The organism is Hyphobacterium sp. SN044 (genome assembly GCF_021864465.1).
In the GTDB taxonomy this organism is placed as follows: domain Bacteria; phylum Pseudomonadota; class Alphaproteobacteria; order Caulobacterales; family Maricaulaceae; genus Hyphobacterium.
The window spans coordinates 20,822-46,044 of the sequence record NZ_JAKKUV010000003.1 but is presented as its reverse complement, the minus strand read 5'-3'; the positions used below and the strand labels follow the sequence as shown (position 1 = coordinate 46,044).

Annotated in this window: 26 protein-coding genes; 9 read left to right on the top strand and 17 right to left on the bottom strand. The window is 65.7% G+C overall.

Features of this window, described 5'->3' with window-relative positions; genetic code table 11:
* Positions 1 to 58: 58 nt before the first annotated feature.
* The gene (locus L5876_RS05425; protein ID WP_236955081.1) at positions 59 to 1,147 is read left to right on the top strand and encodes a DUF2336 domain-containing protein; all 1,089 of its coding nucleotides are present in this window, start codon (positions 59 to 61) and stop codon (positions 1,145 to 1,147) included.
* On the opposite strand, the gene L5876_RS05420 is transcribed toward L5876_RS05425, so the two are convergent.
* From L5876_RS05420 to L5876_RS05410, 3 genes are all read right to left on the bottom strand, one after another.
* Complete coding sequence (locus tag L5876_RS05420) at positions 1,144 to 2,361, bottom strand: mechanosensitive ion channel family protein (protein ID WP_236955080.1); 1,218 nt, start codon at positions 2,359 to 2,361, stop codon at positions 1,144 to 1,146. The genes L5876_RS05425 and L5876_RS05420 overlap by 4 nt on opposite strands.
* Positions 2,358 to 3,962: a peptide chain release factor 3 gene (locus L5876_RS05415; RefSeq protein ID WP_236955079.1), complete on the bottom strand. Its 1,605-nt coding sequence runs from the start codon at positions 3,960 to 3,962 to the stop codon at positions 2,358 to 2,360. The genes L5876_RS05420 and L5876_RS05415 overlap by 4 nt, the downstream gene beginning before the upstream one ends.
* 63 nt (positions 3,963 to 4,025) lie before the next feature.
* On the bottom strand, positions 4,026 to 4,370 hold the full coding sequence (locus L5876_RS05410) for a DUF1491 family protein (RefSeq protein ID WP_236955078.1): 345 nt from the start codon (positions 4,368 to 4,370) through the stop codon (positions 4,026 to 4,028).
* Positions 4,371 to 4,427: 57 nt separating this feature from the next.
* Here L5876_RS05410 and L5876_RS05405 point away from each other — a divergent pair, with 57 nt between their 5' ends.
* Positions 4,428 to 6,026 (top strand): hypothetical protein, encoded by a 1,599-nt coding sequence (locus L5876_RS05405; RefSeq protein ID WP_236955077.1) that lies wholly within the window; start codon positions 4,428 to 4,430, stop codon positions 6,024 to 6,026.
* Between the two features lie 35 nt (positions 6,027 to 6,061).
* Complete coding sequence (locus L5876_RS05400; protein ID WP_236955076.1) at positions 6,062 to 6,934, top strand: hypothetical protein; 873 nt, start codon at positions 6,062 to 6,064, stop codon at positions 6,932 to 6,934.
* Here the strand turns inward: L5876_RS05400 and L5876_RS05395 are convergent.
* Complete coding sequence (locus L5876_RS05395; protein WP_236955075.1) at positions 6,914 to 8,617, bottom strand: sensor histidine kinase KdpD; 1,704 nt, start codon at positions 8,615 to 8,617, stop codon at positions 6,914 to 6,916. The genes L5876_RS05400 and L5876_RS05395 overlap by 21 nt on opposite strands.
* A 211-nt stretch (positions 8,618 to 8,828) precedes the next feature.
* On the opposite strand from L5876_RS05395, the gene L5876_RS05390 reads away from it, so the two are divergent.
* The 3 genes from L5876_RS05390 to L5876_RS05380 all read left to right on the top strand — a co-directional run bounded on the left by L5876_RS05390 (position 8,829) and on the right by L5876_RS05380 (position 10,815).
* The gene (locus L5876_RS05390; RefSeq protein WP_236955074.1) at positions 8,829 to 9,857 is read left to right on the top strand and encodes a hypothetical protein; all 1,029 of its coding nucleotides are present in this window, start codon (positions 8,829 to 8,831) and stop codon (positions 9,855 to 9,857) included.
* A gap of 208 nt (positions 9,858 to 10,065) precedes the next feature.
* The gene (locus L5876_RS05385) at positions 10,066 to 10,347 is read left to right on the top strand and encodes a hypothetical protein (protein ID WP_236955073.1); all 282 of its coding nucleotides are present in this window, start codon (positions 10,066 to 10,068) and stop codon (positions 10,345 to 10,347) included.
* Positions 10,348 to 10,404: 57 nt separating this feature from the next.
* Positions 10,405 to 10,815: a SufE family protein gene (locus L5876_RS05380; protein ID WP_236955072.1), complete on the top strand. Its 411-nt coding sequence runs from the start codon at positions 10,405 to 10,407 to the stop codon at positions 10,813 to 10,815.
* Here the strand turns inward: L5876_RS05380 and L5876_RS05375 are convergent.
* The 13 genes from L5876_RS05375 to L5876_RS05315 form a co-directional block, all read right to left on the bottom strand.
* A complete protein-coding gene (locus tag L5876_RS05375; RefSeq protein ID WP_236955071.1) occupies positions 10,791 to 11,552 on the bottom strand; it encodes a DUF6456 domain-containing protein in 762 nt (253 codons plus the stop codon). The genes L5876_RS05380 and L5876_RS05375 overlap by 25 nt on opposite strands.
* A complete protein-coding gene (locus L5876_RS05370; RefSeq protein ID WP_236955070.1) occupies positions 11,540 to 11,890 on the bottom strand; it encodes a helix-turn-helix domain-containing protein in 351 nt (116 codons plus the stop codon). The genes L5876_RS05375 and L5876_RS05370 overlap by 13 nt, the downstream gene beginning before the upstream one ends.
* Before the next feature lie 155 nt (positions 11,891 to 12,045).
* Complete coding sequence (locus L5876_RS05365) at positions 12,046 to 13,758, bottom strand: Na(+)/H(+) antiporter subunit D (RefSeq protein WP_236955069.1); 1,713 nt, start codon at positions 13,756 to 13,758, stop codon at positions 12,046 to 12,048.
* Positions 13,751 to 14,098, bottom strand: coding sequence for a hypothetical protein (locus tag L5876_RS05360; protein ID WP_236955068.1), 348 nt, complete (start codon positions 14,096 to 14,098; stop codon positions 13,751 to 13,753). The genes L5876_RS05365 and L5876_RS05360 overlap by 8 nt, the downstream gene beginning before the upstream one ends.
* A complete protein-coding gene (locus L5876_RS05355) occupies positions 14,095 to 15,555 on the bottom strand; it encodes a proton-conducting transporter membrane subunit (RefSeq protein WP_236955067.1) in 1,461 nt (486 codons plus the stop codon). The genes L5876_RS05360 and L5876_RS05355 overlap by 4 nt, the downstream gene beginning before the upstream one ends.
* A complete protein-coding gene (locus L5876_RS05350) occupies positions 15,552 to 17,081 on the bottom strand; it encodes a monovalent cation/H+ antiporter subunit D family protein (protein ID WP_236955066.1) in 1,530 nt (509 codons plus the stop codon). Before L5876_RS05350 ends, L5876_RS05355 begins: the two co-directional genes overlap by 4 nt.
* Complete coding sequence (locus L5876_RS05345; protein WP_236955065.1) at positions 17,078 to 17,644, bottom strand: cation:proton antiporter subunit C; 567 nt, start codon at positions 17,642 to 17,644, stop codon at positions 17,078 to 17,080. Before L5876_RS05345 ends, L5876_RS05350 begins: the two co-directional genes overlap by 4 nt.
* Positions 17,644 to 18,087, bottom strand: coding sequence for a Na(+)/H(+) antiporter subunit B (locus tag L5876_RS05340; RefSeq protein ID WP_236955064.1), 444 nt, complete (start codon positions 18,085 to 18,087; stop codon positions 17,644 to 17,646). The genes L5876_RS05345 and L5876_RS05340 overlap by 1 nt, the downstream gene beginning before the upstream one ends.
* Entirely contained in the window at positions 18,084 to 18,650 is a 567-nt protein-coding gene (locus L5876_RS05335) for a DUF4040 domain-containing protein (protein ID WP_039718659.1), read from the bottom strand. The genes L5876_RS05340 and L5876_RS05335 overlap by 4 nt, the downstream gene beginning before the upstream one ends.
* The gene (gene mnhG, locus L5876_RS05330; RefSeq protein ID WP_236955063.1) at positions 18,650 to 19,012 is read right to left on the bottom strand and encodes a monovalent cation/H(+) antiporter subunit G; all 363 of its coding nucleotides are present in this window, start codon (positions 19,010 to 19,012) and stop codon (positions 18,650 to 18,652) included. The genes L5876_RS05335 and mnhG overlap by 1 nt, the downstream gene beginning before the upstream one ends.
* On the bottom strand, positions 19,009 to 19,326 hold the full coding sequence (locus L5876_RS05325) for a monovalent cation/H+ antiporter complex subunit F (protein WP_236955062.1): 318 nt from the start codon (positions 19,324 to 19,326) through the stop codon (positions 19,009 to 19,011). The genes mnhG and L5876_RS05325 overlap by 4 nt, the downstream gene beginning before the upstream one ends.
* Positions 19,323 to 19,811 (bottom strand): Na+/H+ antiporter subunit E, encoded by a 489-nt coding sequence (locus L5876_RS05320; protein WP_236955061.1) that lies wholly within the window; start codon positions 19,809 to 19,811, stop codon positions 19,323 to 19,325. The genes L5876_RS05325 and L5876_RS05320 overlap by 4 nt, the downstream gene beginning before the upstream one ends.
* Positions 19,812 to 19,934: 123 nt before the next feature.
* Positions 19,935 to 21,038, bottom strand: a complete 1,104-nt coding sequence (locus L5876_RS05315; protein ID WP_236955060.1) for a DUF2336 domain-containing protein — start codon at positions 21,036 to 21,038, stop codon at positions 19,935 to 19,937.
* A 143-nt stretch (positions 21,039 to 21,181) separates the two neighbouring features.
* Here L5876_RS05315 and L5876_RS05310 point away from each other — a divergent pair, with 143 nt between their 5' ends.
* The 3 genes from L5876_RS05310 to L5876_RS05300 are packed head-to-tail and all read left to right on the top strand — an operon-like array spanning position 21,182 to position 25,203.
* Entirely contained in the window at positions 21,182 to 22,423 is a 1,242-nt protein-coding gene (locus L5876_RS05310; RefSeq protein WP_236955059.1) for an MFS transporter, read from the top strand.
* A gap of 37 nt (positions 22,424 to 22,460) precedes the next feature.
* Positions 22,461 to 22,868 (top strand): peptide-methionine (R)-S-oxide reductase MsrB, encoded by a 408-nt coding sequence (gene msrB / locus L5876_RS05305; RefSeq protein WP_236955058.1) that lies wholly within the window; start codon positions 22,461 to 22,463, stop codon positions 22,866 to 22,868.
* A 31-nt stretch (positions 22,869 to 22,899) separates the two neighbouring features.
* A complete protein-coding gene (locus L5876_RS05300) occupies positions 22,900 to 25,203 on the top strand; it encodes a S9 family peptidase (RefSeq protein ID WP_236955057.1) in 2,304 nt (767 codons plus the stop codon).
* Positions 25,204 to 25,223 lie beyond the last annotated feature (20 nt).

Genomic DNA, 25,223 nt, shown 5'->3' with positions numbered 1-25,223 from the left:
TTACGCACGTCAGCTAGTTGGGACGTCAGATATCGGGTCAGGTCGGGACGGCGTTCAAATGGCGGTGATTTCCAAGCTTCACAATCTGGTCGACCTGGCGAAGGAAAAGTCGAGCGACCGGCGCCGCGACCTGCTGCGCGAAGTGACCGACCTTTTCTTCGAATCCACGCCCGACCGCGACACCAGCGAACACGCCGAATTCGACACCGTCCTGTCGCGCCTCGCCGCGCAGACGGCGCAGGAAGCGCGTGAGGAATTGTCCCGCCGCTTTGCCGACGCCCCGCTGGCCCCCAAGGGCCTTGTCATGCAGCTCGCGCGCGACGCGATCGAGGTCGCCGCGCCGATCCTGCGCAAATCGACCTCGCTGAGCGAGGCCGACCTGTCCATCCTCGCCGAGGAAATGGGCCAGTCCCACCTGCGCGAGATTTCCGTCCGCGAAAGCGTCCCGGAAAGCGTGTCCGCCGCCATTGTCCGGCGCGGCGACGACAAGACCGTGGCCCGCCTGATCTCCAACGATGGTGCCCGTCTGTCGCGTCAGACCTATGAGGAAGTGACCGAACGCGCCGAGAAGAGCGCCGAGCTGGCCGCGCCGCTGATCCGGCGAAGCGAGACTCCGGTGGACCTGCTTCAGGACCTCGTCGCCGTGGTCGAGAACCAGTTGCGCGACGAAATCCAGAGGCGCTTCGAGGCCGTCGACCCGGCCGTGCTCGAGGAGGCGATGCAGGCCTCGCACGCGCGTCTGTCGGCGCGCATGGCCGCCGACGCCGACATCGACGCCGCCCAGCGCTACATCGCCTCGATGAAGGTGCGCCGCCAGTTCGACGGCGCGCTGCTCGCCCGCCTGATGCGCGAAAAGGAATTCACCAAGCTCGCCGCCGGCCTCGCCGACATGGCCGCCGTCGACTACCGCTCGGCACGCCAGGCGATCGACCACGACTCGATCGATCCGCTCTGCCTGATCTGCAAGGCCGGCGATCTCGATCGATCGCTCTTCGTGACGCTGGCCGTACTGCGCAATGCCGGCCGCTCGACCTCGCACGACGCACTGCGCGACGCGAAGGAATTCGGCCGCATCTACGACTCGATCACCGACCGCGACGCCCAGCGCGCCCTGCGCTTCATGATGCTGCGCCGTAACGCGGCCTAGGTCGCTTCGCCGCCGTCCTCGCCGCGTGCGCCCGGCAGGGCCGGCTGCTGCGGTCCCTTTCCGGGCTTGGCCTTCAGCGATGGCGGCAGGAAGGCTTCCGCGCCATCGTCGAGATAGATGGTCTGCGACGGGAAGGCGAAACCGGTGCCCGCGCCTTCGACGATTTCCTTGATCCGGTAGGCCAGCTCTTCCTTGATCCGCAGCCATTCGCCCCAGTCTCGGGTAATGGTGAAGCAATACAGCATGATGTCGATCGAGGACGGCCCGAAACTGTCCACGCGCACGAATTGCGGCACGTCGGGCGGGCTGGCGAATTCCTCGTTTTCGGTCAGATAGGCGCGGATCTGCTCGCAGATATGGCGCAGCTGTTCAGCGGTGGTTTTGTACTCGACCCCGATCATCCAGTAGATCCGGCGGTGCGACATGCGCGAGAAATTGGTCACCGCATTGTCCGACAGATCGGCATTCGGCACGTAGACCGGGCCCTTGTCGAAGCGGCGCACAACGGTCGAGCGGAAATTGATCCGCTCCACCGTGCCCTCGACCACACCGTCGACCTTGATCCAGTCGCCCGGCAGGAAGCGGCGCTCGGTCAGGATCAATATGCCCGCGATCAGATTGCGGAACAGGTCCTGTGCGCCGAGGCCGACCGCAACCCCGAACAGGCCGAGACCGGCGATGATCGGGCCGACGGGAATGTCCCAGATCTGCAGAACCGCGGCCGCACCGACGATCACGAAAATCACCCGCAGGGCCTTCTCGATCCAGTCGACCATGACGCTCGACAGCACGCGGCGCAGGCCCGACAGCGATTTCATCACCGGCGTGACGGCGTTGTGCAGCGCCCAGAAGATGATGACGGCGATCAGTGACTGGATGGTCCGCGCACCGGCCATGAACTCGCCGGACACGTCGAGAATCTGGATCGCCACGAACAGGCCAACGACGACCGGGATCAGCTTCAGCGGACCGGACAGTGCATCAAGCACGGCATTGTCGAGATTGGTCTTGGTCTTGTCGGCGAGCTTCTTCAGGGCACCGATGATCCAGCGCGCGATCAGACCGCGAAGCGTCAGGGCGACAATCAGCACCAGGAGTGCGGAAACCCCTTCCCCCACGCTCGCCCCGAGGAAGCTGGTCTGCCAGACCTCGAGCACCTGCCCCCAGAGTTCTCCCGCGCCCTGCTCGACCGTCTGCATCGTATTCGCCGTCACAATCCCTGTCCCCGCTCCTTCGTCCGGTGAAATTTCACCTTGGGCCATTTCTCCTCGGAGTATCCAACCTCCCACTGGCTCTTCGCCAGGAAGACCGGATCGCCGTCGATATCCTCGGCGATAGCACTCTTGTGGCGGTCGCCGAAGGCCTCGATATCGGCCTCGGTCCCGGACAGCCATCGCGCGGTCTCGTACGGCGCCGGCTCGAACGTCACGTCGAGACCGTACTCGGCCGACACCCGCTCCTGCATCACTTCGAACTGAAGCTGACCGACCGCACCGACGATGAAGTCGCCGCCGATGACCGGACGGAAGAGCTGTGTCACGCCTTCCTCGGCCAGCGATTCCAGTGCCTTCTTCAGGTGCTTGGCTTTCAGCGGGTCCTTCAGCCGCGCCCGGCGCAGCATTTCCGGCGCGAAATTCGGGAAGCCGGAGAAACGGATATTTCCGCTTTCCGACAGGCTGTCGCCAACGCGCAGCACGCCGTGGTTCGGCACGCCGATCACGTCACCGGCATAGGCCTCGTCGGCGATCTCGCGGTCCTGCGCGAAGAACATCACCGGAGACGAGATCGTGATCGCCTTGCCCGTTTCCGCCTTCAGCTTCATGCCACGCTTGAACTCGCCCGACGCCAGGCGGAGGAAGGCGATCCGGTCGCGATGGTTCGGGTCCATGTTTGCCTGGACCTTGAAGATGAAGCCGGACACTTCCTTCGACGCCGGGTCGACCGCCGCCTCACTGCCCTTGATCAGAGCCGGCTCGGGCTGCGGACCGGGCGCGAACTCGGCGAGCGCATCGATCAGTTCGCGCACCCCGTAACGGCGCAGGGCCGATCCGAAATAGACCGGCGTCAGATGACCTTCGCGATAGGATTGGTCGTTGAAGGGCGGGCAGACTTCGCGCGCCATCTCCGCCCCCTCCATCAGTTCGGCCATTTCGTCGTCCGGCAGAACAGAGCCGATCTGCTTGTCGTCGAGCGCGATGCGCTTCGCCGCCTTGCCCGGCTCGATGCCTTCCACGCCCGGATAGACCAGGAATTCATTGCTGCGGACGTCCATCACGCCCTTGAACCGACGGCCCGAACCCGACGGCCACTGCATCGGGGACACGTCCAGTGCCAGCTTGTCCTGGATGTCGTCCAGCAGCGCTTCGGGCTCCATCGCCTCCCGGTCCATCTTGTTGATGAAGGTCAGGATCGGAATGTCGCGCAGGCGGCAGACTTCGACGAGCTTCAGCGTCCGCGGCTCCACGCCGCGCGCCGCATCCAGCACCATCACCGCGCTGTCGGCGGCGGTCAGCGTCCGGTAGGTGTCTTCGGAGAAGTCCTCGTGACCCGGCGTATCCAGCAGGTTGAAGCGCAGCCCGCTGTGCTCGAACGTCATCACCGAGGCCGAGACCGAGATGCCGCGGTCGCGTTCGATCTTCATCCAGTCCGACCGCGTACGGCGGTTCTCGCCGCGCGCGCGCACCTGGCCGGCGAGGTGGATCGCGCCCGAGGCCAGCAGGATATTTTCCGTCAGCGTCGTTTTACCGGCGTCCGGATGCGAGATGATCGCGAAAGTGCGGCGGCGGGCCCACTCGCCCGCATTGTCGGTCGTCATGTCGTTTGCCTGATCGATGTTTGCCGCGCGGGGTAGCCGCTCAGGCGCGGGCGTGCAAGCGCCCTACTCCCGCTTGGAGGCATCCTCGACCGGTTCGGTCAGGAAATGCCGGCCCTGCCGGTCCTCGATTTCGACGAGCCAGAGATCAGGATCGCGCTCGATGGCCTTGCGGGCGCGGTCATCGGCATCGGTCTCGCTCGTGATCCCGAGGGGCCGGGTCCAGATGCGTTCGCCCTCGGAATTCCGCACCGGCACGAACAGCTCGCACGTCCCGTCAAGGCGCATCAATTTGACCCAGACCGCCCCGGCATCCCGGTCGCCGCGGCGCAGCACCATGCCCATGGCGCCGCCCGCTTGAGCCCGGCGCAACAGGGCCTGGACCCAGATTTCTGCGCGAATTTCGTTCATTCCCGTTGATGGCAGCCCAATTGCTTAATAAAGTGTAAAGGCGGTGGGGAGCGCATCATGTTTGTACGTGTTTCGAGTGGAGTTCTCGGGGGCATCCTGTTGTTTTTGTGCGGCTTTGCCGCGCATTCACAAGACGCGGCCGCGCCAGCGTCCGAGCTTCGCACACTGTACGATCTTGACCCAACCACGAATTCCCGGCTGATCGAGGCCGGTTCCAGCGCCGATCTCCTGACCTTTGACATCGCCCCGAATGCTTCACCGGCCGCCGCCCGTCTGGCGCTCGCCGTGCGCGGCGCTGCCCAGGGCGAAGGGGAGCTGACCCTTGTCGTCAATGGTCGCCGCGCCGCTCAGCTGACCGTCAACGCCATCGACAATACCCTCTTCGAAATCGACGGCAGCCTGCTGCGGGCCGGTTCCAATACGATTGCCGTCACGGCCCCGTCAGGCGATGGCGACTGGCTGGTCGATGGCCGCCGCTCACGCCTGCAATTGCAATTCGCCGATCTGGGGCAGCCGGAAACGCTCGCCGATCTCGAGCTTGCGCTGGCAGCCGATTTCGGGGGCCTGCGCCGTATCGCCATCGAGGACACGCGCGGCCCGCGCGCCGTTGAGGTCCTGTCGGCCCAGGCCATCGCGCTGCGCGCCGGGCGCGTCCCGCTTTTCACGCACGACCGCGCCAATGCCGATCTGGTCGTCGTGTTCGAGAGCGCACCGAACGCCGAACTCACCGGCCCCGAAGTCAGCCTCGCCGACGACCACGGCCTCCAGATCCGTATCCGCGGACGCAATACCACCGAGACCGAAGCCGCCGCCCGCCTGTTCGCCGCCCGCTCCTTCGAAGGGCTCGGTCCGCGCTTCACCATTGCCGAGGCACTCGCCGCACCGCGTCTGAGCCGCACCGCGCTTGTCAGTGCGGACAGTGACGGCACGGGCCTGTCCCGCTTCGTCCGTGAAAGCCATCCCTTCGGGGCCGACCGCGGCGCCCGCACCGCCGTCGTGCTCGACGAATTCGAAGGCGATACGCGCCTGGCCGCCTTCTCCATCCTGTCCCGCGCCGCCCTCACCACGGGTGAAGCCTGGATCTATGCCGCCTATCGCGAGGACAGCCGGGCCGTACATGACGACCAGCACCTGGTCGTGATCGGTCCGGACATCACCGAAGACCGCGCCTTCATGGACCGCGTGCCGGACGAGATGCGTGCCGCGCTGCGCGCCGCCGACCGCGCGGTCGGCCGCCGCTCGGGCTTCCGCCTGGCCGCCTCGGCTTACGCCGAAGCGGAGACCGACCAGGCCGAGCAAGGCGATCCTTCCGGCGTCGCCGCCGTGTTCGAGGACCCGTCCGAGGCCGGCCGCTGGATCGCGGCTTTCACGGCACCGGACAACACCTCCTTCGCAGACGCCGCCGCCACGCTGGCCCGCTCAGATCTCTGGCTGTCGCTGCAGGGCCGTGCCGCCTTCTGGACCGCCGCCGGGATCACGCCGTTCGACTTCACACCGGCCCCGGCACCATCGCTGCGTGAGCGCGCGGGCGAGTTGAACTTTTACCCGCGCGAATTCGCGATGGCTTTCTTCACCCTCGCCCTGCTCTTCGTGATGCGCGGCATGTGGCTTCGCCGCCGCCGCCGCGTTCACGCGATGTCAAAGGCTTCGCGCTAGTCTCCCCTTCAGATTTCTGGAGGCCGGGACTCTACATGCGTGCTGCCGCGGCTTTGGCCGCCTTCCTTGCGACGACCGCGCCTGCGCTGGCGCAGGACGCCCTGACGGCTTTCGATGGCCGCTCGCTGGCGCGCGCGCTCGACGATCGCTGCAGCCTCTATGACGCGCCCGAGCGCGCCGCCCTCGACGCCGCATGGCTGCAGGCGCGCGGCACGCTGATCCGTGCCGGGGCCGATCCGGATGCATTGACGGCGCGCGCCGCCGGCTTCGCCCGCCGCGCCCAGCCGATGCCATGCGACAGCGCGGATGCGCAATCGATCGCCCTCGACGTGGCCGCGGCGTTTTCGAACTGGCAGCGCGTGCGCGAAATGGACTTTCCGGGCAGCGAGCGCGTCTGGTTCGCCGCCCGCCCCTATCCCGATTATCCGGCCTGGTCGCTGTCGCAATATCCCGTGTCCGGAGATCCGGCCCGCGTGTTCGGCGTCTTTCATCAGGACGGCGAGAGCGCGCTGGCCCTGGGCCTGCCCGCAGCATCCGGCCTGTCGACGGCCCGGATCGTGATGCGCGACGTCGCGCGCGAAACCGGGCTGACCGATCCCAGCCTCGGCGGCCTGTTGCGGGTCAGCGGCCGGCCGGACTGGGTCCGCCACGCACCGCCCGCCCATGCCGAAACGACGATCTGGGCCTCCGGCCGTGTGCTCGATGGCGATCAGATTCGCTTTGTCTTCCCGGACCGCGCCATCGCGGCTCTGGGTGAGCTCGATCCTCGCGAAGCCGTGCGGATAGAAGCGCTCGACTCCCATGGCCGGGTGGTCGAGACGCTCTTTATCGAAGTCGGGGATTTCACGGCCGGTGCAGCCTTCCTGGCAGCCGGCGACGGAATGGGATCAGGCGGTACCGGCGGCTGACACTGGCGGACCGCTGAGCGAGCTGCCCGCTTCCTGAGCGCGCCGGATCCGATCGTGGACTTCCAGCGTCTCCCGCTCGGCTTCCGAAGCCGTCATGTCGATCACCGGCAGGCGCACCGTGACGGTCGTGCCCTCCTTGATCCGGCTCTCGATCTGCATCGTGCCGCCATGCAGTTCCGCCAGAGACCGGACCAGTGACAGGCCGAGCCCCGAGCCACGCTCATTGCTCTCCGACGAATTCGATGCCTGGTGGAAGCGCTGGCCCAGGTCGCGGACTTCCTCCGGCGCGATGCCGACACCGCTGTCGCCCACGGCGATGATGAGGTCCGCGCCTTCGCGCCGCGCCATCGCGACAACCGCCCCGCCCGGAGGCGTGAACTTGATCGCGTTCGACAACAGGTTCAGCAGGATCTGGCGCAGCGCCTTGCGGTCAGCCTCGACCGCGATCGCGCCGTCCGGCACATCGGTTTCCAGCGTGACCCCGGCATCTTCCGCGCGCTGTCGCAGCAGCTTGGTGCAGATGCCGACCACTTCGCCGGCATCGAACCGGTCCATCGTCAGCTCGTAACGTTCCGCCTCGATCTTCGACATGTCGAGCACGTCGCCAATCAGGTCAAGCAGGTGACGGCCGCTTTCATGGATCAGGTCGGCATATTCGGCATAGCGCGCCGGCAGCGGGCCGAAGAGCCGCGCCTTCATCACTTCGGAAAAGCCGATGATCGCATTGAGCGGCGTGCGGATCTCGTGGCTGACCGAGGCGAGGTATTCGGTCTTCGCGGCTGCGTCCGAAAGCGCTTCGTCGCGCTCGCGGCGCAAGAGATCGCTGTCGGCATTCTCGCGCACGAAGCTGGTCACCAGCGTGTTGTCTGCCGTGCTGGCCCCTTCGATGGTGACCGCCGCGGCCCGTCCGCCCGCGCCGCGTACATGGGTCTGCGTCGAGCCATTCCCCAGCCGGCTCATCGCCTTGGCCAGTTCTTCGCGCTCTTCGTCGTCATGCGCCAGCGCCGCGAAGGGCAGGCCTTCGATCGTACGCGGCAGGCCGGGGATCAGGCGGCGCAGGCCCGCCGATCCGGCAATGATCTCGTCACCGTCGACAACAGCCAGCGGCGCCGACGTCGCGTCGAAGGCCGCGCTCTTCACCCGGTAGGTGCGCGCGGCGCGGTCGGCCTTGTCGTGGGCGGCGACCGAGCGCAGCGAGGACAGGGCAAACCCGCCTGCGATAAACGCGGCCGCGACCGGGAAGACCGGCGCGAACACCATGGCGGCGCCCGGTGGGGCCACGAGCAGGCCGCCGAACTGCAAGGCACCGATCGCCAGCGCGCTGAAGCCCGACAGCGCCGCCGCCTCGATCACATGCCCGCGCCGTCCGCCGGCCGCCGCGGCCGCGGGCGGCAGCAGGAAGGCGATGGAGGCCAGCCCCGTCACGCCGCCACAGGCCGCAGCGGTGGATGCGGCCAGCGCCGTCCAGAGAAGGGAAAGTGTAAGCCGCGGCAGGTCCTGGTCGGTGCGCTTGCGCAGGATGATCAGCGCCAGCGCCGGGATCGCGGCGATGGCAATGCACACGCCCGCCACCAGCGGCGTCACCGCGGCGGCATGGATCACGCTCGTCGCGGTCACCGCCAGACCGGCAAGCCAGATCAGGCCTGCGATCAGCGCGCCGGTGCGGCGGGAGAGTATGGGCAACCGTTCGATCAAGGCCTTACCGGTTGATTTTCCGACTCGGGGAGTGAGCCATGGCGACTCTTTGCCCGGTTTCTTAACAAGGTGTGAATCGCAGAGGTTGCGCCTTAACGAATCACGTCGAATTCCTGCCCTCCGCTGTACGCACCCTCTGGTGAAGACTTCGTTCTCACGGCAAGATGGACATTACAAAGCCGTCACCGGGAGTGGTTCCGTGTTCATCGCGACCTTCGCCTTCGCCGCAGCGCTTTTCGTCCAGGACGCCGATCAGACAACGCCCGACGCCGAACAGGCGCCGGCCGCCGCGCCGGTCCTGCGCCTCGACACGGTCGAGCGCCCGGCCGCCTCCGACGACATCGTCCTGCAGTCCGCCGGCCAGTATGTCGGCTACCACCGCGTGATCGGCGACCTGCGCAACTCCCCGATCGAGTCCGGCGACGATCTCGACATGGCGATGGACAGCCTGTCCTCCTACCTCGCCGACGAACGCCTTGCCCGCGCCTGGCTGGCCTATGCCTCGCTGGTGGCGGAGCAGAACCCGCAATATCTCGATGATGTGCGCGAAGTGGCCGACTACTATGGCACCGCGGCCGCCATCTCCGGCCTCCTGAACGACCCGGCCTATGCCACTGCCTTCCGTCACGCCGACGATGCCAGCGAGACCGTGCTCGACGTGATCGACGAGGATTCCGGCGAGATCCGCATTCTCGGCGAACAATACCGCCAGGCCGCCTACGATCTGCAACGCGCCGCCTGGGCCCAGCGCGTGGCCCGCGACCGCGAGGCGCGCCTCGCCTCGCTGAGCCAGTCCGGCGACCGCCCGCTTCCGCTGTCGATGGAAGTGTTCAACACCTCCTTCGTCGGTGGTGAAGACGGCCTCGGCGCCGCATCGTCCGAAATCCAGAGCCTCGCCGCCGTCAGCGGTCCGCCGCGCCTGCCGCAACCGACGACAAACCTCTCGCTGGAAGCCGACCTGCCCTACGAGCCGGACCGCGTCCGCATCGGCCGCATCCTGTCGATCGCCGCGCTGCGCGCCATCGACGACGACAGCGCCTATACCGACCAGGCCGTCGCACAGCTTCTGTCCGACCCGCTCGCGCGCCGCTGCCTGTCCTGGGCCCGGGTCAACATGGCCCAATGCATCGCCGCCGGCCATTTCAAGTACGAGGACAGCTTCTGCATCGCCCAGCACCTGCTGATCGATGTCAGCGACTGTCTCCAGGCCGGACAGGGCGAACGCTGACGCCAAACGTTAACGAAACATGTATCAACGCGGCACATGGTAAACTGCCCCTTAACGGGGCAATCAAAAATTTATTTATTAGATTTTTTCGAGAAGTGTTTTCTCTTCATTTCTTATCAATTGGCGTTTTTCTGGAAATGACTGAGGTGATCGCATAGCGTGAGACTTGCAGGGACGTGACTGACCCGCAAGGAAAGGCCGATCGCCCATGATGTTTCTGTTTCGCGCAGCGTTCTGGATTGCTGTCGTGGCAGCCTTTGCGCCCGCCGCCCTGACGGGTGCGCAAGCGCATGAGGGGGACGACCGTTCGCTCGAACAGGTCATTGCCGCCGGACAGGACGTGATGCAGTTCTGCGCCGACATGCCGGCGGTCTGTGAAGCGGGCCGCGAAGCCGGCGTTCTTCTTGGAGGGCTCACCGACGCGACCGCCGAAGGCGTCAATCGCTGGCTCGAAGCCCAGGCCGAGGCAGGCGCCGATACCGACGCCTGATCCGATCCACCGTTCTCCGCACTTGCCTCCGGCCCTTGCCCTGCCTAGTTGCAGGGCATGAGCGTTCAGCACGATATCGAAATCCTCGTCGACGAGTTCGACCTGTTGGGCGACTGGGAACAGCGCTACCGCTATCTCATCGACATGGGCAAGGCTCTGCCGCCCTTCCCCGAAGATGCCCGCGATGATGCCCACCGCGTGAAGGGCTGCGTCAGCCAGGTCTGGCTGGTCACGCGCCGCGACGGTGACCGCCTTGTCTTCGAAGCCGATTCCGATGCCCACATCGTGCGCGGTCTCGCCGCCCTGCTGATCCGGCTCTATTCCGGCCGCACGGCGGAAGAGATCCGCTCGGTCGACGCACGCGACGTGCTGGCCCGCATCGGCCTCGCCGAGCATCTCTCGCCGCAGCGATCGAACGGTCTCAATTCCATGATTGCGCGGATTCAGGGCGAAGCGGGCGGCGCCTGACGCGGCTTCATGCCGTAATGGATCGCCAGCCGGTTCAGGCCGAGCTTCAGGGCGATCTTGCCCGACCGCCTCGGCCAGCCCTCTCCGCGCTCGACATCACCCAGCCCCGCCTCACGGATACACACGGCGAACACGACCCGGTCGAGCCCCGGGCCGATCGCTTCGAGCGCATCCATCACCCGTGTCCTGGCGTCGAGCGCGGAGACCGGCGCGTCCTCCGGTGAGGTCGGGCCGCGACCGGATTTCGAGCGCGGCGGAGAGGTCCAGTCCGCGGTCAGACGCTGGCTCATCGTCGATCGCGCATGATCGGCGCGCAGGCGTTCCCCGGCCTCGTATTCCGCGCGATCCAGCAGAGGGGCGCTGCCATCCTGGCCCGGCCGGCACCAGCGATCGAGCGGCGACGATTCCCTACGACGCCGGACCCGCTCGATCCCGCCATCCGGCAGGATGATCTCCGCGGACTCCAGCCCGCCATGCTGCGCCAGGAAACCGGCCTCTCCCTGCGCGCTGCGCACCCCGGCCCGGACGAAACCCGCGCTCAGCCGGTATCCGTCTCCTTCGGCCTCAAGCCAGCCCTGGGCCCGCGCCTGGCGGAATTGTTCGGCCGTGGTGCGGGCCACCGGCCGGCGGCGGCGGTCCCCTCTGGGGAAGACCGCATAGCCCTGCTCGCCTTCGCGCAGCAGCACCGCGCCCGGCGCGGCCAGCCGCTTCAGCCAGCGCGCCCCTAATGCCGGCATGGCCCGGCCTCCGTCGGCAGCGGAGCGGATCTCAGAAAGGCTTCCAGCTGGTCCAGTTGCGCATCGAAATCCGGATCGTCGCGCCTGTCCTCGATCACGTGGCAGGCGTGCGACGCCGTGGTCCGGTCGCGGCCGAATGCGGCGGCAACGCGCGACAGGCTCAACTCGAACGAGATATGGGTCAGATACATCGCCACCTGCCGCGCCAATGCGATATGGCTTGCTCCGCGTGTCGGGCCTTCGATCGCGTCAGGTTCGATACCGAAGCTGAAGGCCACGGCCTCCCGTGTCAGCCGCGCGCGGGCCTCGTCCAGCCTTTGGGGATTGATCGCTCTCATCTCTCTGTCTCCGTCCTGCCCCCGACGATAGGAACAAAAGCAGATCAGAGGATAACTTTCCTATTCTCGCGTGTCAGCCCAATTCACACCTTGGAATTGCAACGGAAACGGCCGGGCATAGCCCGGCCGTTGAAACACCTGCGCAAAAGCAGGGATCAGGCGAGATAGGCGATCAGCAGAACAATGCCGAGCAGAACGCTCGTCCAGATCGCCAGAAGCCCGCTCGGGATATCCCGGCTGAACGCCCCCGCAGGGCTGAACACGTTGAACAGCCGGTCACCGAGCCGCGCGCGAATACGGCCGCGGACATGGCCGAGCGCGCCCATCATCCGGTCGAACATCTTCCAGCTCCACCGCACGAAATTGTTCCCCGCCTTCCGGTAGAACCAGTCCGTGTCGAGATTCACGCCGGGCACTTCGGCCGGGTAAAGCTTGAACCGCACCAAGAAGGTGAAGGCGAAGAGCGCGGCCAGCAAAAGCTGCATCTGCCCCACGATGTGGTCGAGCGAATACGGCTGATACGCCTCCATGCTGAACGGCAGGAGGTCATAAAGCGCCCCGTAATTCACGCCGAGATAGATGCACAGGAAGGCGGCCAGACCCATGGCGAGCAGCATGTTTGCCGGGGCTTCCTTGACGCGCTTCTTGGCGTCGTGCGCGAAGAAGGCGAAGTACGGAATCTTGATGCCGGAGTGTTCCAGCACGCCCGCCGAAGCGAACACGAGGATCAGGAAGGGGATCGTCTGCCCCGACTGCGCCACGGCGGAAATCGTCAACGCCTTGGCCACGAAGCCGGACATCAGCGGGAAGGCCGAGATCGCCCCCGCCCCGATCAGGCAGAACAGCGCCGTGAGCGGCATCGATTTGTAGAGGCCGCCGAGATCGGTCGCCTTGGTCGAGCCGGTCCGCATCAGCACGGCACCCATCGTCATGAACAACAGGCCCTTGTAGATGATGTGCACAAAGGCATGCGCCGCCGCGCCGTTGAGTCCGAGCGCCGTACCGACGCCGATACCCGCGACCATGAAACCGAGCTGGTTGTTCAGCGAATAGGCCAGGACCTTGCGCAGGTCGTTCTCGATCACCGCATAGAAGACCGGGAAGGCGGTCATGATCGCGCCGACCCAGATCAGCGGTTCGAGACCGGCAAAGCCGCGCGCCAGCGCATAGATCGCCAGCTTGGTCGTGAAGGCCGAGAGCACCACCGCGCCGACCGCGGTCGATTTGGGATAGGCGTCCTGCAGCCAGTTGTGCAACAGCGGGAAAGCCGCCTTGATGCCGAAGGCGAGCAGGATCAGGAGGCCGCCCGGCGCATTCACGTCGACGGCGTTGAACTGCCAGCTGCCGGAGTGGTTGGCGTAGAGGATCGCACCGCCCAGCAGCAGAACACCCGACAGCACATGGATCGCCAGATAGCGGTGTCCGGCGCGGAAGGCCGACGGATTGCGGCCCGCCCACACCAGGAAGACCGAAGTAATCGCGGTCAGCTCCCAGAAGAAGAACAGCGTCAGGAAGTCGCCGGCGAACACCGCGCCGATACCGGCCCCGGTGTAGAGCAGCGCCGCCGTGTCCGACATCCGGTCGCGTTCGTGCAGCGCATAAAGCCCGTTGAGGAAGGCGGCGAGGATGAAGACAAGGCCCCAGATCCGCGACAGCGGGTCGAAGCGATAGGTCTCGAAGGTGAAACCCGCGGCCTCGAACACGCCGAACACGCCGGTCTGCGGCGTCAGAAACCAGAACAGGCCGGCGGCCAGCGGGGCGAGGATCATCAGCGCCTTGCGCGCATAATGCCACGGCATCACCGCGCAGAGCACGCCCGCGATCAGAACCGGCCAGGCCGGCGACAGGCCGGACAAGAGGTCAATCATCGCTGCCCTCGCGGTCGTAATAGTCTTCGCTGCGCCACAAGAGCTTTCTCAGCGGCCAGCCCGCCAGCACGGCCAGGCAGAAGCCGAAGAAGCCTTCGATTTCGTAGAAGCCGAAAATCTCTTCCCACTTCGAATAGCCGTGACGGGGATGGAAGAATTCCCACGCCAGCAGCCCAAGGGCGGCGCTGAGGAAAATCCAGAACGGCGCGCGGCGCGCCCATTTGGAATCGAGCCACAGGAAGGGACGGGCCAGCGGATGGATGCCGTGATCGGTCTCCGGCTTGGCCGTTTCCGTCTTCTTCTTCGGCGGCGTCTTGGGCTTCGGCGTTTCGTTGGTCATGGCAGGTCCGCTCCCGTTTCGAACACGGGCGACAGGAAGTCGGTCAGGGGGCCGATCAGGAAGAACAGCACCAGCGTGCCCGCCGCGGTGATTACCGGCGGCAGCACGGCTAACATCGGTGTTTTCTTCTTCAACGGCGCATCCGGCTCATAGCCGAAGAAGCCGCGCCCCGGGATCGGCATCAGATAGGCGATATTCAGGATGGACGAGGCGATCAGCGCGGCGATCAGGGCGATATGCCCGGATTGCAGCGAGCCCTCCATCAGGAAGAATTTCGGCCAGGTGCCGCCGAAGGGCGGCAGGCCGATGATCGAGAACGACCCGACGGCAAAGGCGCCGAACGTCCACGGCATCAGCTTGCCGAGGCCGCGCATCTGGGAAATCTCGGTCTTCTTCGTCGCGGTGTAGATCGCCCCGGCACACATGAAGAGGGTGATCTTGCCCCAGGCGTGCATGACGATCTGCAGCGCTGCGCCCATCAGGGCGAGCGGCGAGGCCAGCATCGCGCCCAGCGTCACATAGGACAGCTGCGACACGGTCGAGAACGCCAGCCGGGCCTTCAGATTGTCCTTGGTCAGCGCGATCACCGAGGCCAGCACGATGGAACCGGCCGCAATCCAGGCCAGCGGGCCGGAGGTCGGGGCCGCCGCAATCGTCGCCGGTCCGAAGACATAGGTCGCGACCTTCAGGATCGCGAACACGCCCGCCTTCACGACGGCCACCGCGTGCAGAAGCGCGGAAACCGGCGTCGGAGCCACCATTGCGTTCGGCAGCCAGGGGTGGACCGGCATCAACGCTGCCTTCCCGATCCCGAAAGCATACATCACCAGCAGCACGCCGGAGATCATCGGCGCGACATCACCCAGGATGCCGCCGCGCGTGAATTCGGTCGTGCCCGCAAAATACTGCGTCGCGATGATCGCCGGCAGCAGGAGGCCGATCGAGGTGCCGAGCAGAATGCCGAGATAGATCGCCGCGCCCTTGCGCGCCTTCTCGTCGCCCTTGTGCGCGACCAGCGGATAGGTCGACAGCGTCAGCGCTTCGTAGAACAGGAACATGGTGACGAGGTTCGCCGACAGGGCGACGCCCATCGCACTGGCCAGCGCGATCGCGAAACAGACGTAGAAGCGCGTCTGGTTCTTCTCCTCATTCCCCCGCATATAGCCGATGGAATAAAGCGAGTTGACGATCCACAGCCCGCTCGCCACGGCGGCGAAGAGCGCACCCAGCGGCTCCAGCCGGAAGCTGAGCGACAGCCCGTCATCGATGCCGAGCAGCGTCAGTTCCGCGCCCTCATGCGCGATCGAGAAGAGATAGGCGACGTTCAGCGCCAGGACGATGGCGGTCACCAGCGTGGCGCCTTCGCGTACATTCGGCCACCGGCCCAGCAGGCCGATCATCACCGCGCCCAGCGCCGGCAGGGCGATGGCGAGCGCGAGCGCGAGTTCCGGGGTCATCGGATGCCTCCCGCAAAGGCAGCTTCAGCCGCCGCACGCGCCAGTTCGAGCACCGGCGACAGGTCAAAGAAGAAGACGATATTCGCCGCCGCGAGAATCCACAGCGGCACCGCCATGGTCAGCGGCGCGCGGCTGCGGACTTCCTCGCCGCGATGGACCGGAACCTTGCCGACCCAGATCGCCGCCAGCAGGCGCGCGACATAGGCGAGCGCCAGAAGCGAGGAGATGATCACCGCCGCGGCGGCCCACCACCAGCCGGCATCGAGTGCCGCGCCGACGAGATACCATTTCGACCAGAAACCGACCGTCATCGGTACGCCGACAAGGCTCAGCGCGCCGGCGGTGAAGGCCACGGACGTGGCCGGCATCGACCGGGCAAGGCCCGAAAGATCGCTGATCTGGCGCACGCCGAAACGCAGCGCGAAAATGCCGAGCGCCATGAACAGCGCGCCCTTCATCATCGCGTGATTGATCAGGTGGAGCATACCGGCGGAAATGCCCGCCATCGTGCCGATCCCGAGGCCGAGCATCATGTAGCCGACCTGCGCCACCGACGAATAGGCCAGCAGGCGCCGGGCGTCGTTCTGGAAGATCGCCTGGATCGACCCGGCGATCATGCCGATCACGCCGAGGACCGCGAACACCCAAAGGAAGGAAACCTGCACAAAGGGCGCATCCGAGGGGAAGATGTCGAAAACGAAGCGGATCAGCGTGTAGAAGGCCACCTTCGTCGCCGTCGAGGCGAGGAAGACCGTCACGAAATTCGGCGCGAAGGCATAGGCATTCGGCAGCCAGAGATGCAGCGGGAACATCGCCGCTTTCAGGCCGAGGCCGACGATGATGAAGGCAAAGGCCGCCTGCACCACCCGGCTGTCCTGTATCGCGGGAAGCCGGTCGGCGATATCGGCCATGTTGAGCGTGCCGGTCGCCATGTAGAGGAAGCCCACACCGATCACGAAGAAGGTCGCGCCGATCGTGCCGAGGATCAGATAGTTGTACGCCGCGGTCAGCGCCCGGCGGTCATTGCCCGCTCCCATGCCGACCAGCGTGTAGGTCGAGATCGAGGAGATCTCGAGGAAGACGAACATGTTGAAGGCATCGCCCGTGCTCGCCACGCCCATCAGGCCGGCAAAGCAGACGAGGAAGGCCGAGTAGAACAGCGATTGCTTGTCCCGCGCGATCTCGTCGGCCACGCTCGGCAGGGCGTAAACGACGCCAAGCAGGCCCAGCACGGACACCAGGATGAGGACGGCCGCGTTCAGCGCGTCGACCCGGAACTCGATACCGTGCGGCGGCGCCCAGTCGCCCAGCGCGTAGCTGATGATGCCGTTCTGCGCGACGTCGCCGGCAATCACCAGCGTCAGGACGGCGGCCGTCACCATGCCCAGAAGCGCCACGAGCCAGCCGAGACGGCCATTCGGCATGATCGCCGCAACCGGCGCCAGCGTCAGCGGAATGACCACCGCCAGGATTACCGCGTGCTCGGTCAGAAGCGGCGGCAGGAAAGAGGTCAGCGTTTCAATCACCGTCCGGCCTCCCCGCGGTCGACGGCATAGTCGGCGCTGTTGATCGCCTCGTCCTCGATCGTGCCGTAGCTCTCGCGGATACGCACGACGAGCGCCAGACCGACCGACAAGGTCGCCACGCCCACCACGATGGCCGTGAGAATCAGGACATGCGGCAGCGGATTGGAATAGATCGCCTGCCCGACCCCGTCCGCGCCATCCAGCACGGCATGGGCCTGGGTGCTGGCCACCGGATCGGTCAGCGCATCGGCGGCCTGCTGCAGCACGCCTTCAGCGGCGTGCGCGGCATCGCCAGCGGCGGCATGCGCCGCGTCGCCCGTTCCATGCGCGCCCTCATCGCCATATCCCTCACCGTGCCCGCCGCCATATTCCGGCAGGATCGGCGGCTGGCCGCCGAACACCTTGCCCATGGTGATGTAGAGCAGGAAGACCGAGGTCTGGAACAGCGACAGGCCGACCAGACGCTTGACCAGATTCCCGGTCGCGATGACGGCATAAAGCCCGGTCATCATCAGGATGATGACGATTATGAAGTTGAAGCGTTCTGCGAGGAGCTCGATCATCACCACTCCTCCTCCGGAATATCCGGGGCGCGGCTGGCAAAGGTGTAGAAGATCACGACCATGACGGAAAACACCGTGGTCAGAACCCCGAGTTCGACCAGGATGATGCCAAGATGCTGGCCGGCATGGTGCGTCGATTCCGGGTCCAGCATGTCATAGCTGAGGAAGTTGCCGCCCAGGAGCCAGGTCACGAAACCCGTGCCGCCATAGATCAGTACGCCGACCGCGCTGCCGGCGCGCACGAACCAGGCGGGAACCGCCTCCCGCGCCGCGCCCATACCGAAAATCAGCGCATAGAGGATCACCGCAGAGGCGATGATCACACCGGCCTGGAAGCCGCCGCCCGGGCTGTAGTCGCCGTGAAAATGGACGTAAAATCCGAAGATTACGATGATCGGGATCAGAAGCTTCGAAACGACGCGGAGGACCAGATGCGGGTTCATTCACCGCCCTCCTTCTTCGGCTTCTTGCCGCCGAAACCCAGCAGCAACATGACGCCGAGACCGGCGGCGAAAATCACCACCGTCTCGCCGAACGTGTCGAAACCCCGGTAGCTGGCCAGGACCGCCGTCACGACGTTCGGCACCGCGATTTCCTGCGGTGTACGGATAATGTAGTCGAGCCCGACATAGGCATTCGCGGGTGCATTCGGGTCGCCATAGGCCGGCATGTCGCCGATCGCGAAGAACAGCGCCGCCCCGGTCGCCAGAACGACCGCCAGCGCCGCCCAGTGCCGCCCGGCCTTCACCGGTTCGGCCTCGCGCGCCGTCAGCAGCATCGCGCCGAGCATCAGAACCGTGGAAATGCCTGCGCCCACGGCGGCTTCGGTAAAGGCCACATCAACCGCGTCGAGCGACACGAACCAGGCGGCCGACAGAAGGCTGTAGACGCCCATCAGCATCACGGCGGCGAACAGGTTGCGCAGGCGCACGATCGCCACGCCGACGGCAAGCAGCATCGCCATCAGCGCGTAATCGAGCAGCTGGGTCCAGTCGAAGCTTTCCATCAGGCGTCTCCCTCACGGTCGCGGGGATGCTTGGGGTGGAAGCGCGAGAGCAACGGCTTTTCACCGGCCCGGTGCGCGGCGTTCGCGACGGCATGGGTCGCCGTCGGGCTGGTCAGGAACAGGATGAACCCGACGAGCAGAAGCTTGGCCGCCAGAAGCGTGAATCCGGCCTGCAGGATCAGGCTGAACACGATCAGTTCCGCACCCAGCGTATCGGTCACGCCGGCCGCATGCATGCGCGTGAAGAAGTCCGGCAGGCGCAGCACGCCCAGCGCACCAGCCAGCACGAAGACGAGACCCGTCGCCATCAGCGCAATGCTGGCGATGTCGCGGATCAGGAGGATGATCTCTGTCACGGTCATTCGTCGTCTCCCCCGATGGCGCGGCGCAGGGACATCTGCGCCAGCGCGATTTCGAGCGAGCGGTAGCGGAAGAATTTCAGGATCGCGATCGTGGCGATGAAGTTGATCAGCGCATAGAGCAGGGCGATGTCGACGCCGTCGCTGCGCCCGACCATCAGGCTGAAAATCAACAGGAGCAGCACCGTCTTGGTGCCGAAACTGTTGGCCGCGAGCACGCGGTCATAGAGCGTCGGCCCGATGAACAGGCGCGACAGCATCAGCGCCATCGCCCCGGCCATGCACAGGGCGGCGATCAGATTGACCCAGACCATCATGAGGATTTTCTCCGCCCGTCGGTCGCCCGGTCGGCGCGCGCATTCATTTCCGCAAAGCCGTCCGCGCCGGTGAAGTCAGGCGTCAGCGCATGCACGAGAAAGGCGTCCTCCTCGACCTCGACCGTCACCGTTCCCGGCGTCAGCGTGATCGAATTGGCGAAGATGCAGCGGCTGAGGTCCGATTGCGCATCGACGGGCACACGCACAAGGCGCGGCGTCACGTCGATTTCGGGCTTCAGAGCCGCTTTCAGCACGGCGACATTCGACTTGGCGATCTCGCCGCCGAGCCACGTGTAAAAGGGGATCAACGTCGCCAATCGGAAAAAGGGTACGGTTTCGCGATCGATGATTCGCATCCGGATCGCGAGCAGCATCGTCACGACAACGCTTGCCGCCCCCAAAGAGAGCAGCAGCGTCTTGTCGTATCCAGACAGCACCCACCAGATGACGGCGAGCACGACGGCCAGACCGGTGCCGTAGATCATGCGGCCTCCCCTTCGGATCCCGGTCGGCGTTCCGACCGATTGGGGCGGTATTTAACGGGGGGTGGCGGCCTTGACCAGCGATACCGGTACAAAAGGCGTGGACAGGTGCAGTTGCACGGAAACTCAGCCCCGGCGCATACCTTTGCCGAGATTGGCCCAGTCCCAATAGCGCAGGATCGTCTGCGCCCGTTCGACCGACAGCGAGTCGTGAACGATCATGGCCTCGTTGAAGGAGGGAAGCGTCTCCGAACGCCCGAGCGCGCGCCAGAGTTGGGAGAGATAGACCCGATCCGCGCCGGTCGCCTTGACCAGGACAGAGAGTGCCTCGCCGCCCGGATCGTCGAACATCCGCGCCAGCAGCGGCCGGCTGATGCTGGCGATCTGGCTGGCCGCGTCGAGCAGTTCGGGCGTCGCGCCTTCGCGCGCCATCTTGTCGAACACATTCTCCAGCGTGCCATAGGGGCTGCGCGCCATCGCCTCGCGGTCACGCTGGCGGCGGTCGACGAAGACCAGGGCCCGGACGACCAGCGGATCGGGATCGGTCTCCCTCGCCGCCATGGCAAACACGTCGTCCACCGCCTCGATCATCAGGGTCCGGTCGACGCCGAACCGTTCGAGAATCTGCAGGCGCTCGGCATGCCGCGCCGACCAGAAGAGCCGCATGGCCGCGCGCGGACGCAATTCCGGCCGCTTCAGCAGCAAGGGCACGTAGGCCGCCTCTTCCGAGGCTGCAGCGACAAGATGATCGATGGTCGGAGGCGCCAGATGTGCCCCGTGGTTTTTCAGGAGTGTCGTCAGGACATTGTACTCGCCGCCCGAAACCAGGGTGGCTGTGACGACTTCCGAAACCCGGTCGCGTTTCGCGATCGCGATACGGTGTTCGAGATTTCCGGCCTTGATGATCTCGAGCAGATCGAAATCGGTCAGCGTTTCGGAATTTTGCAGCAGCGGCTCGGCAACTTCGAATGTGTCGATGGCAAGCGACCGCACCAGTCCGGAGGGCGCATCGGCAATCTCGGCAAGGCGAACGGCCACGCGGCGGCGCAACGTGGTGTCGCTGTACTTCAGAATCTCGTGCAGCAGATCGCCGACAATCCAGCGCTCCTGCGGGCCGATCCGGCTCGAGGGCAGGCAGACGATGTCCGCCAGCCGCCGCGCGATGACGGTCCGTGTGCGTCCAGAGAGTGCCTGTTGCGGCTGAAGATCGATGGTTTCCGGATAGGCCATGGCGATTCTGCGTCTGTCTCGGCGCACCTTGCCCGCGCGCCCGTTAAGGAAGCGTGGCTGCAACCGTGCGGATTCGCCGCCTTGCCCTTCCCGGCTGCACAACGCAGTTTGCAAGTCCTGCCTGTCGTCATTGCCGGGGCGCGATGATCACCTCGTCCAGTTCTCGTCCGTTTGCGGCCTATCTCGCCATTGTGGCGGGGTGGTTCTTCAGCTTCGGCCTTCAAACGACGCTCTATCCGGGCGTGGTCTATTTCACGCTCGGCGAAAGTCCGGAACGGTTGGGCCTGGCGCAAATGGCACTGACGCTGCCCATGCTTCTGCTTCTGCCCGCGGCGGGTGTGCTCGCGGAACGCCGGGGGCGGCGGAAATTGCTCATCATCTTCTACGGCTTGGCCGCCGCCGCAGCGGTCACACTTGCTGCGCTGCTTGCAACCGGCTCGCTCTCCTATCCGCTGTTGATCCTTTACGCGCTTGGGGTCGGGTCCTGCGGCGCCTTCGTGCTGCCGGCGCGCGATTCCGCGATCAATCCCGTGGTCGAACTGGCAAACCGGACCGGTCACCCGATCACGCTGCAAAAGGCAGTCATCCTGACGACCATCGCCCAGTTCGGCGCCCAGATCGCCGGCATGGCCGCGGGCTATGCCACGCGCTGGACCGGGCCGGCCATCATGTTCGCGGTGCAATCGGGCGGTTTCGCACTCGGCATGGCCGCCGCCTTCCAACTGCCCCGCCTGCGCACGCGGCGGCGCGACAAGCCGCACGTGCTTCGCGACCTGGTCGATGGCGTGAAGGCGGTCTTCACCTCGCCCGTTCTCGGCCCCATGACCTGGCTGATGATCGCCGTGGGATTCTTCGTCGTCGGCGGCGGATTTTTCGTCATCATCCCGGTCCTCGTCCGCGACATCTATGGCGGCGGATATTCCGAGCTTTCCAGCCTGCTGGTCGTGTTCTGGATCGGCGCCCTGCTGGCCAATCTCGTCCTCGCCCGCTTCGGTGCGATCGAACGGCCCGGCCTCGTCATCGTCGTCGCCCAGATGGTCACCGTCGCCAGTCTCGGCCTGATGGCGCTGCACCTGCCTTTCTGGGGGCTTTACGTGCTCGATCTCGGCTGGGGGCTTGGCGCGGGCGTCGCGATCTCGCTCAGCCGCGCCGTGGTGCAGGAGAACGCCCCCTCCGGCATGGTCGCGCGGGTCATGTCGGTGTATCAGCTCGGCCTGTTCGGCGGCATGCCGATCGGGGCCGCGCTGATGGGCTTCATTGTCGCCGGGCTCGGTCCGCACACCTCGGCGCTGATCCCGATGGCCGGGCTGGGACTTTTCCTCGTCTGGCTCGCAACGGCCACGCCGCTCCTGAAGGTCGGCCGGGCTGCAAATCGCCTCACCTGACCCTATCTCTTCCTCTGCCCCCGCAAAGGAGACGGACATGCCCCGACTGACCCAGGACGAGATCAAGACCCTGCGCGAAAAGTTGTCGCCCGAGGAACAGGCGATCGCTTTCGGCGAAGGCACCGAACCGCCGCACTCTCATCCGCTGAACGTGGAGAAGCGCGATGGCGAATTCCGCTGCAAGGTTTGCGGGAACGGCCTGTTCAAATCGGACGCGAAATACGATTCCGGCTCGGGCTGGCCGTCCTTCTACGAAGCACTCGATCCCGACGCGATCGAAACGAAGTGGGACTTCAAGCTGATCGCGCCGCGAAAGGAAATTCACTGCGCCATTTGCGGCGCGCATCTGGGCCATGTCTTCGACGATGGCCCGCAGCCCACCGGCAAGCGCTTTTGCGTCAACGGCACCGTGCTGGACTTCCGGCCCGGTGACGGCGAAAAGTGACGCCGAATCCACCATGGGGAGAGATCATTCGATGACAGACAACCGCGTTGCGTTCCGCCGGCTGGGCCTTCTGGTCTCGGCGGTCGCCGCCGCCCTGACTGTTGCCGCATGCGGCGAGGAGACGACGATGAGCCAACAGGCCGCCACCACAGAAGACACCGGCACCGAGACCACTGCCAACGCGCAATCGCTGATCGACCGCGCGCGCGCCATCGAAGCTCCCGTCACCGAGCAGCGCCCGGTCGAGATCGAACAGCTGGGCCGCACCCGCACCGACGAATACGCCTGGATCCGCGACGACAACTGGCAGGAAGTGATGCGCGATCCGTCCGTCCTGCGTCAGGACATCCGCGATCACCTCGAGGCAGAGAACACCTATTACAACGCGGTGATGCAGCCGACCGAAGCTCTTCAGGAACGCCTGTACCAGGAGATGCGCGGCCGCATCCGCGAGGACGATTCCTCCGTGCCGGATACCGATGGCGACTTCGAATACTACACCCGCTTCCGCGAAGGCGGTCAGTATCCGGTCTTTGCCCGCCGGCCGATCGACCCCGAAACCCGCGAGCCTGTCGGCGAGGAGGAAATCCTGCTCGACGGCGATGCACTGGCCGAGGGTGTCGAATATCTCGACTTCGGCGATGTCGAGCATTCGCCCGACCACCGCTGGCTGGCCTATGGCGTCGATACGCGCGGCTCGGAATACTATGAGGTCCGCATCATCGACCTTGCCACGGGCGACATCGTGGCCACGCTGACCGACGAGAGCACCGGCGATTTCGTCTGGGCCAATGATTCGACCACCCTCTTCTGGGTGTGGCGCGACGACAATGGCCGCTCCAAGCGCGTCTACCGCCAGGTGCGCGGCGAGGTTGCCTCGACCCTCGTCTACGAAGAGGCCGACGACGGCTTCTTCGTGAATGTCGGCAAGACCGATGGCGACAGCTACATCGTGATCAATGCCTCGGGCCACACCACGTCGGAAGTGCGCCTGATCGACGCCAACAACCCGACCGCCGATGCCATCCTGGTGTCCGAGCGGGAAACCGATGTCGAGTATTCGCTGACCGAGGTCGGCGGCCAGTTCTACATCCTGACCAATCTCGGCGGCGCGGTGGACTTCAAGGTCATGTCGGCCCCGCTCGATGCGCCGCAGCGCGCCAATTGGGAAGACGTCCTCGAACACCGGCCGGGCGTCCTCGTGACGGGCCTGATGGGCTTCCGCAACTGGCTGGTTCGTCTGGAACGCGAGAACGCCCTGCCCCGCATCGTCGTGCGCAATCTGGAAGACGGCGCGGAGCACGAGATCGCCTTCGAGGAAGAGGCCTACGCCCTCGGCATCGACAGCGGCTACGAATACTTCACCGACACGATGCGCTTCTCCTACGAGTCCCCGACGACGCCGCAGGAGACCTACGACTACGACATGGCGAGCCGCGAGCGCACGCTGATGAAGCGACAGGAAATCCCGTCCGGTCACGATCCGGAGGATTATGTCGTCCGCCGCATCATGGCTCCGGGGCATGACGGGGTGCAGATCCCGGTCACCGTCCTTTATCACCGCGACACACCGCTCGACGGATCCGCGCCGCTGATGCTCTACGGCTACGGCAGCTACGGCATCACCATCCCGGCCGGCTTCCGGGTGACGCCGCTCTCGCTGGTCGACCGCGGCATGATCTACGCCATCGCCCACATCCGCGGCGGCATGGCCAACGGCTACCAGTGGTATCTCGACGGCAAGCTGGCGCTGAAGGAGAACACCTTCCGCGACTTCGTCTCGGCCGGGAATGCCCTCGTCGAGGACGGCTTCACCACGCGCGGCAACCTTGTCGCCTATGGCGGTTCGGCCGGCGGCCTGCTGGTCGGTGCGGCGATCAACATGGAGCCGGACCTGTTCGCCGGTGCCATCGCGGCCGTGCCCTTCGTCGACGTGCTCAACACGATGAGCGACGAGACCCTGCCGCTGACCCCGCCGGAATGGCCGGAATGGGGCAACCCGCTGACCAGCGAAGCGGATTACGACACCATCCTCGCCTACTCGCCCTACGACCAGGTGACGGCGCAGGACTATCCGCATGTTCTGGCCACCGCCGGTCTGACCGACCCGCGCGTGACCTATTGGGAACCGGCGAAATGGACAGCGCGTCTGCGCGCCACGCGGACCGATGACGGCCTGACCCTGATGCGCACCAATATGGGTGCCGGTCATGGCGGCGCGTCGGGCCGTTTCGACAGCTTGCGCGAGACGGCGGAGAACTGGGCCTTTGCCCTGATGGTGACCGGCCTCGCCGACACCGAAGTCCACCAGTTGGAACTCGAAGCGCAGGAATAGGCGCGGAGGCAATCCGGAAT

Excerpts from the sequence above, each read along its gene's own strand:
- L5876_RS05425 (WP_236955081.1), top strand. The coding sequence starts at position 59 with ATGGCGGTGATTTCCAAGCTTCACAATCTGGTCGACCTGGCGAAGGAA.
- L5876_RS05415 (WP_236955079.1), bottom strand. The coding sequence starts at position 3,962 with ATGACGACCGACAATGCGGGCGAGTGGGCCCGCCGCCGCACTTTCGCG.
- L5876_RS05410 (WP_236955078.1), bottom strand. The coding sequence starts at position 4,370 with ATGAACGAAATTCGCGCAGAAATCTGGGTCCAGGCCCTGTTGCGCCGG.
- L5876_RS05405 (WP_236955077.1), top strand. The coding sequence starts at position 4,428 with ATGTTTGTACGTGTTTCGAGTGGAGTTCTCGGGGGCATCCTGTTGTTT.
- L5876_RS05400 (WP_236955076.1), top strand. The coding sequence starts at position 6,062 with ATGCGTGCTGCCGCGGCTTTGGCCGCCTTCCTTGCGACGACCGCGCCT.
- L5876_RS05385 (WP_236955073.1), top strand. The coding sequence starts at position 10,066 with ATGATGTTTCTGTTTCGCGCAGCGTTCTGGATTGCTGTCGTGGCAGCC.
- L5876_RS05380 (WP_236955072.1), top strand. The coding sequence starts at position 10,405 with ATGAGCGTTCAGCACGATATCGAAATCCTCGTCGACGAGTTCGACCTG.
- L5876_RS05375 (WP_236955071.1), bottom strand. The coding sequence starts at position 11,552 with ATGCCGGCATTAGGGGCGCGCTGGCTGAAGCGGCTGGCCGCGCCGGGC.
- L5876_RS05370 (WP_236955070.1), bottom strand. The coding sequence starts at position 11,890 with ATGAGAGCGATCAATCCCCAAAGGCTGGACGAGGCCCGCGCGCGGCTG.
- L5876_RS05365 (WP_236955069.1), bottom strand. The coding sequence starts at position 13,758 with ATGATTGACCTCTTGTCCGGCCTGTCGCCGGCCTGGCCGGTTCTGATC.
- L5876_RS05360 (WP_236955068.1), bottom strand. The coding sequence starts at position 14,098 with ATGACCAACGAAACGCCGAAGCCCAAGACGCCGCCGAAGAAGAAGACG.
- L5876_RS05355 (WP_236955067.1), bottom strand. The coding sequence starts at position 15,555 with ATGACCCCGGAACTCGCGCTCGCGCTCGCCATCGCCCTGCCGGCGCTG.
- L5876_RS05345 (WP_236955065.1), bottom strand. The coding sequence starts at position 17,644 with ATGATCGAGCTCCTCGCAGAACGCTTCAACTTCATAATCGTCATCATC.
- L5876_RS05340 (WP_236955064.1), bottom strand. The coding sequence starts at position 18,087 with ATGAACCCGCATCTGGTCCTCCGCGTCGTTTCGAAGCTTCTGATCCCG.
- L5876_RS05335 (WP_039718659.1), bottom strand. The coding sequence starts at position 18,650 with ATGGAAAGCTTCGACTGGACCCAGCTGCTCGATTACGCGCTGATGGCG.
- mnhG (WP_236955063.1), bottom strand. The coding sequence starts at position 19,012 with ATGACCGTGACAGAGATCATCCTCCTGATCCGCGACATCGCCAGCATT.
- L5876_RS05325 (WP_236955062.1), bottom strand. The coding sequence starts at position 19,326 with ATGATGGTCTGGGTCAATCTGATCGCCGCCCTGTGCATGGCCGGGGCG.
- L5876_RS05320 (WP_236955061.1), bottom strand. The coding sequence starts at position 19,811 with ATGATCTACGGCACCGGTCTGGCCGTCGTGCTCGCCGTCATCTGGTGG.
- L5876_RS05315 (WP_236955060.1), bottom strand. The coding sequence starts at position 21,038 with ATGGCCTATCCGGAAACCATCGATCTTCAGCCGCAACAGGCACTCTCT.
- L5876_RS05310 (WP_236955059.1), top strand. The coding sequence starts at position 21,182 with ATGATCACCTCGTCCAGTTCTCGTCCGTTTGCGGCCTATCTCGCCATT.
- msrB (WP_236955058.1), top strand. The coding sequence starts at position 22,461 with ATGCCCCGACTGACCCAGGACGAGATCAAGACCCTGCGCGAAAAGTTG.
- L5876_RS05300 (WP_236955057.1), top strand. The coding sequence starts at position 22,900 with ATGACAGACAACCGCGTTGCGTTCCGCCGGCTGGGCCTTCTGGTCTCG.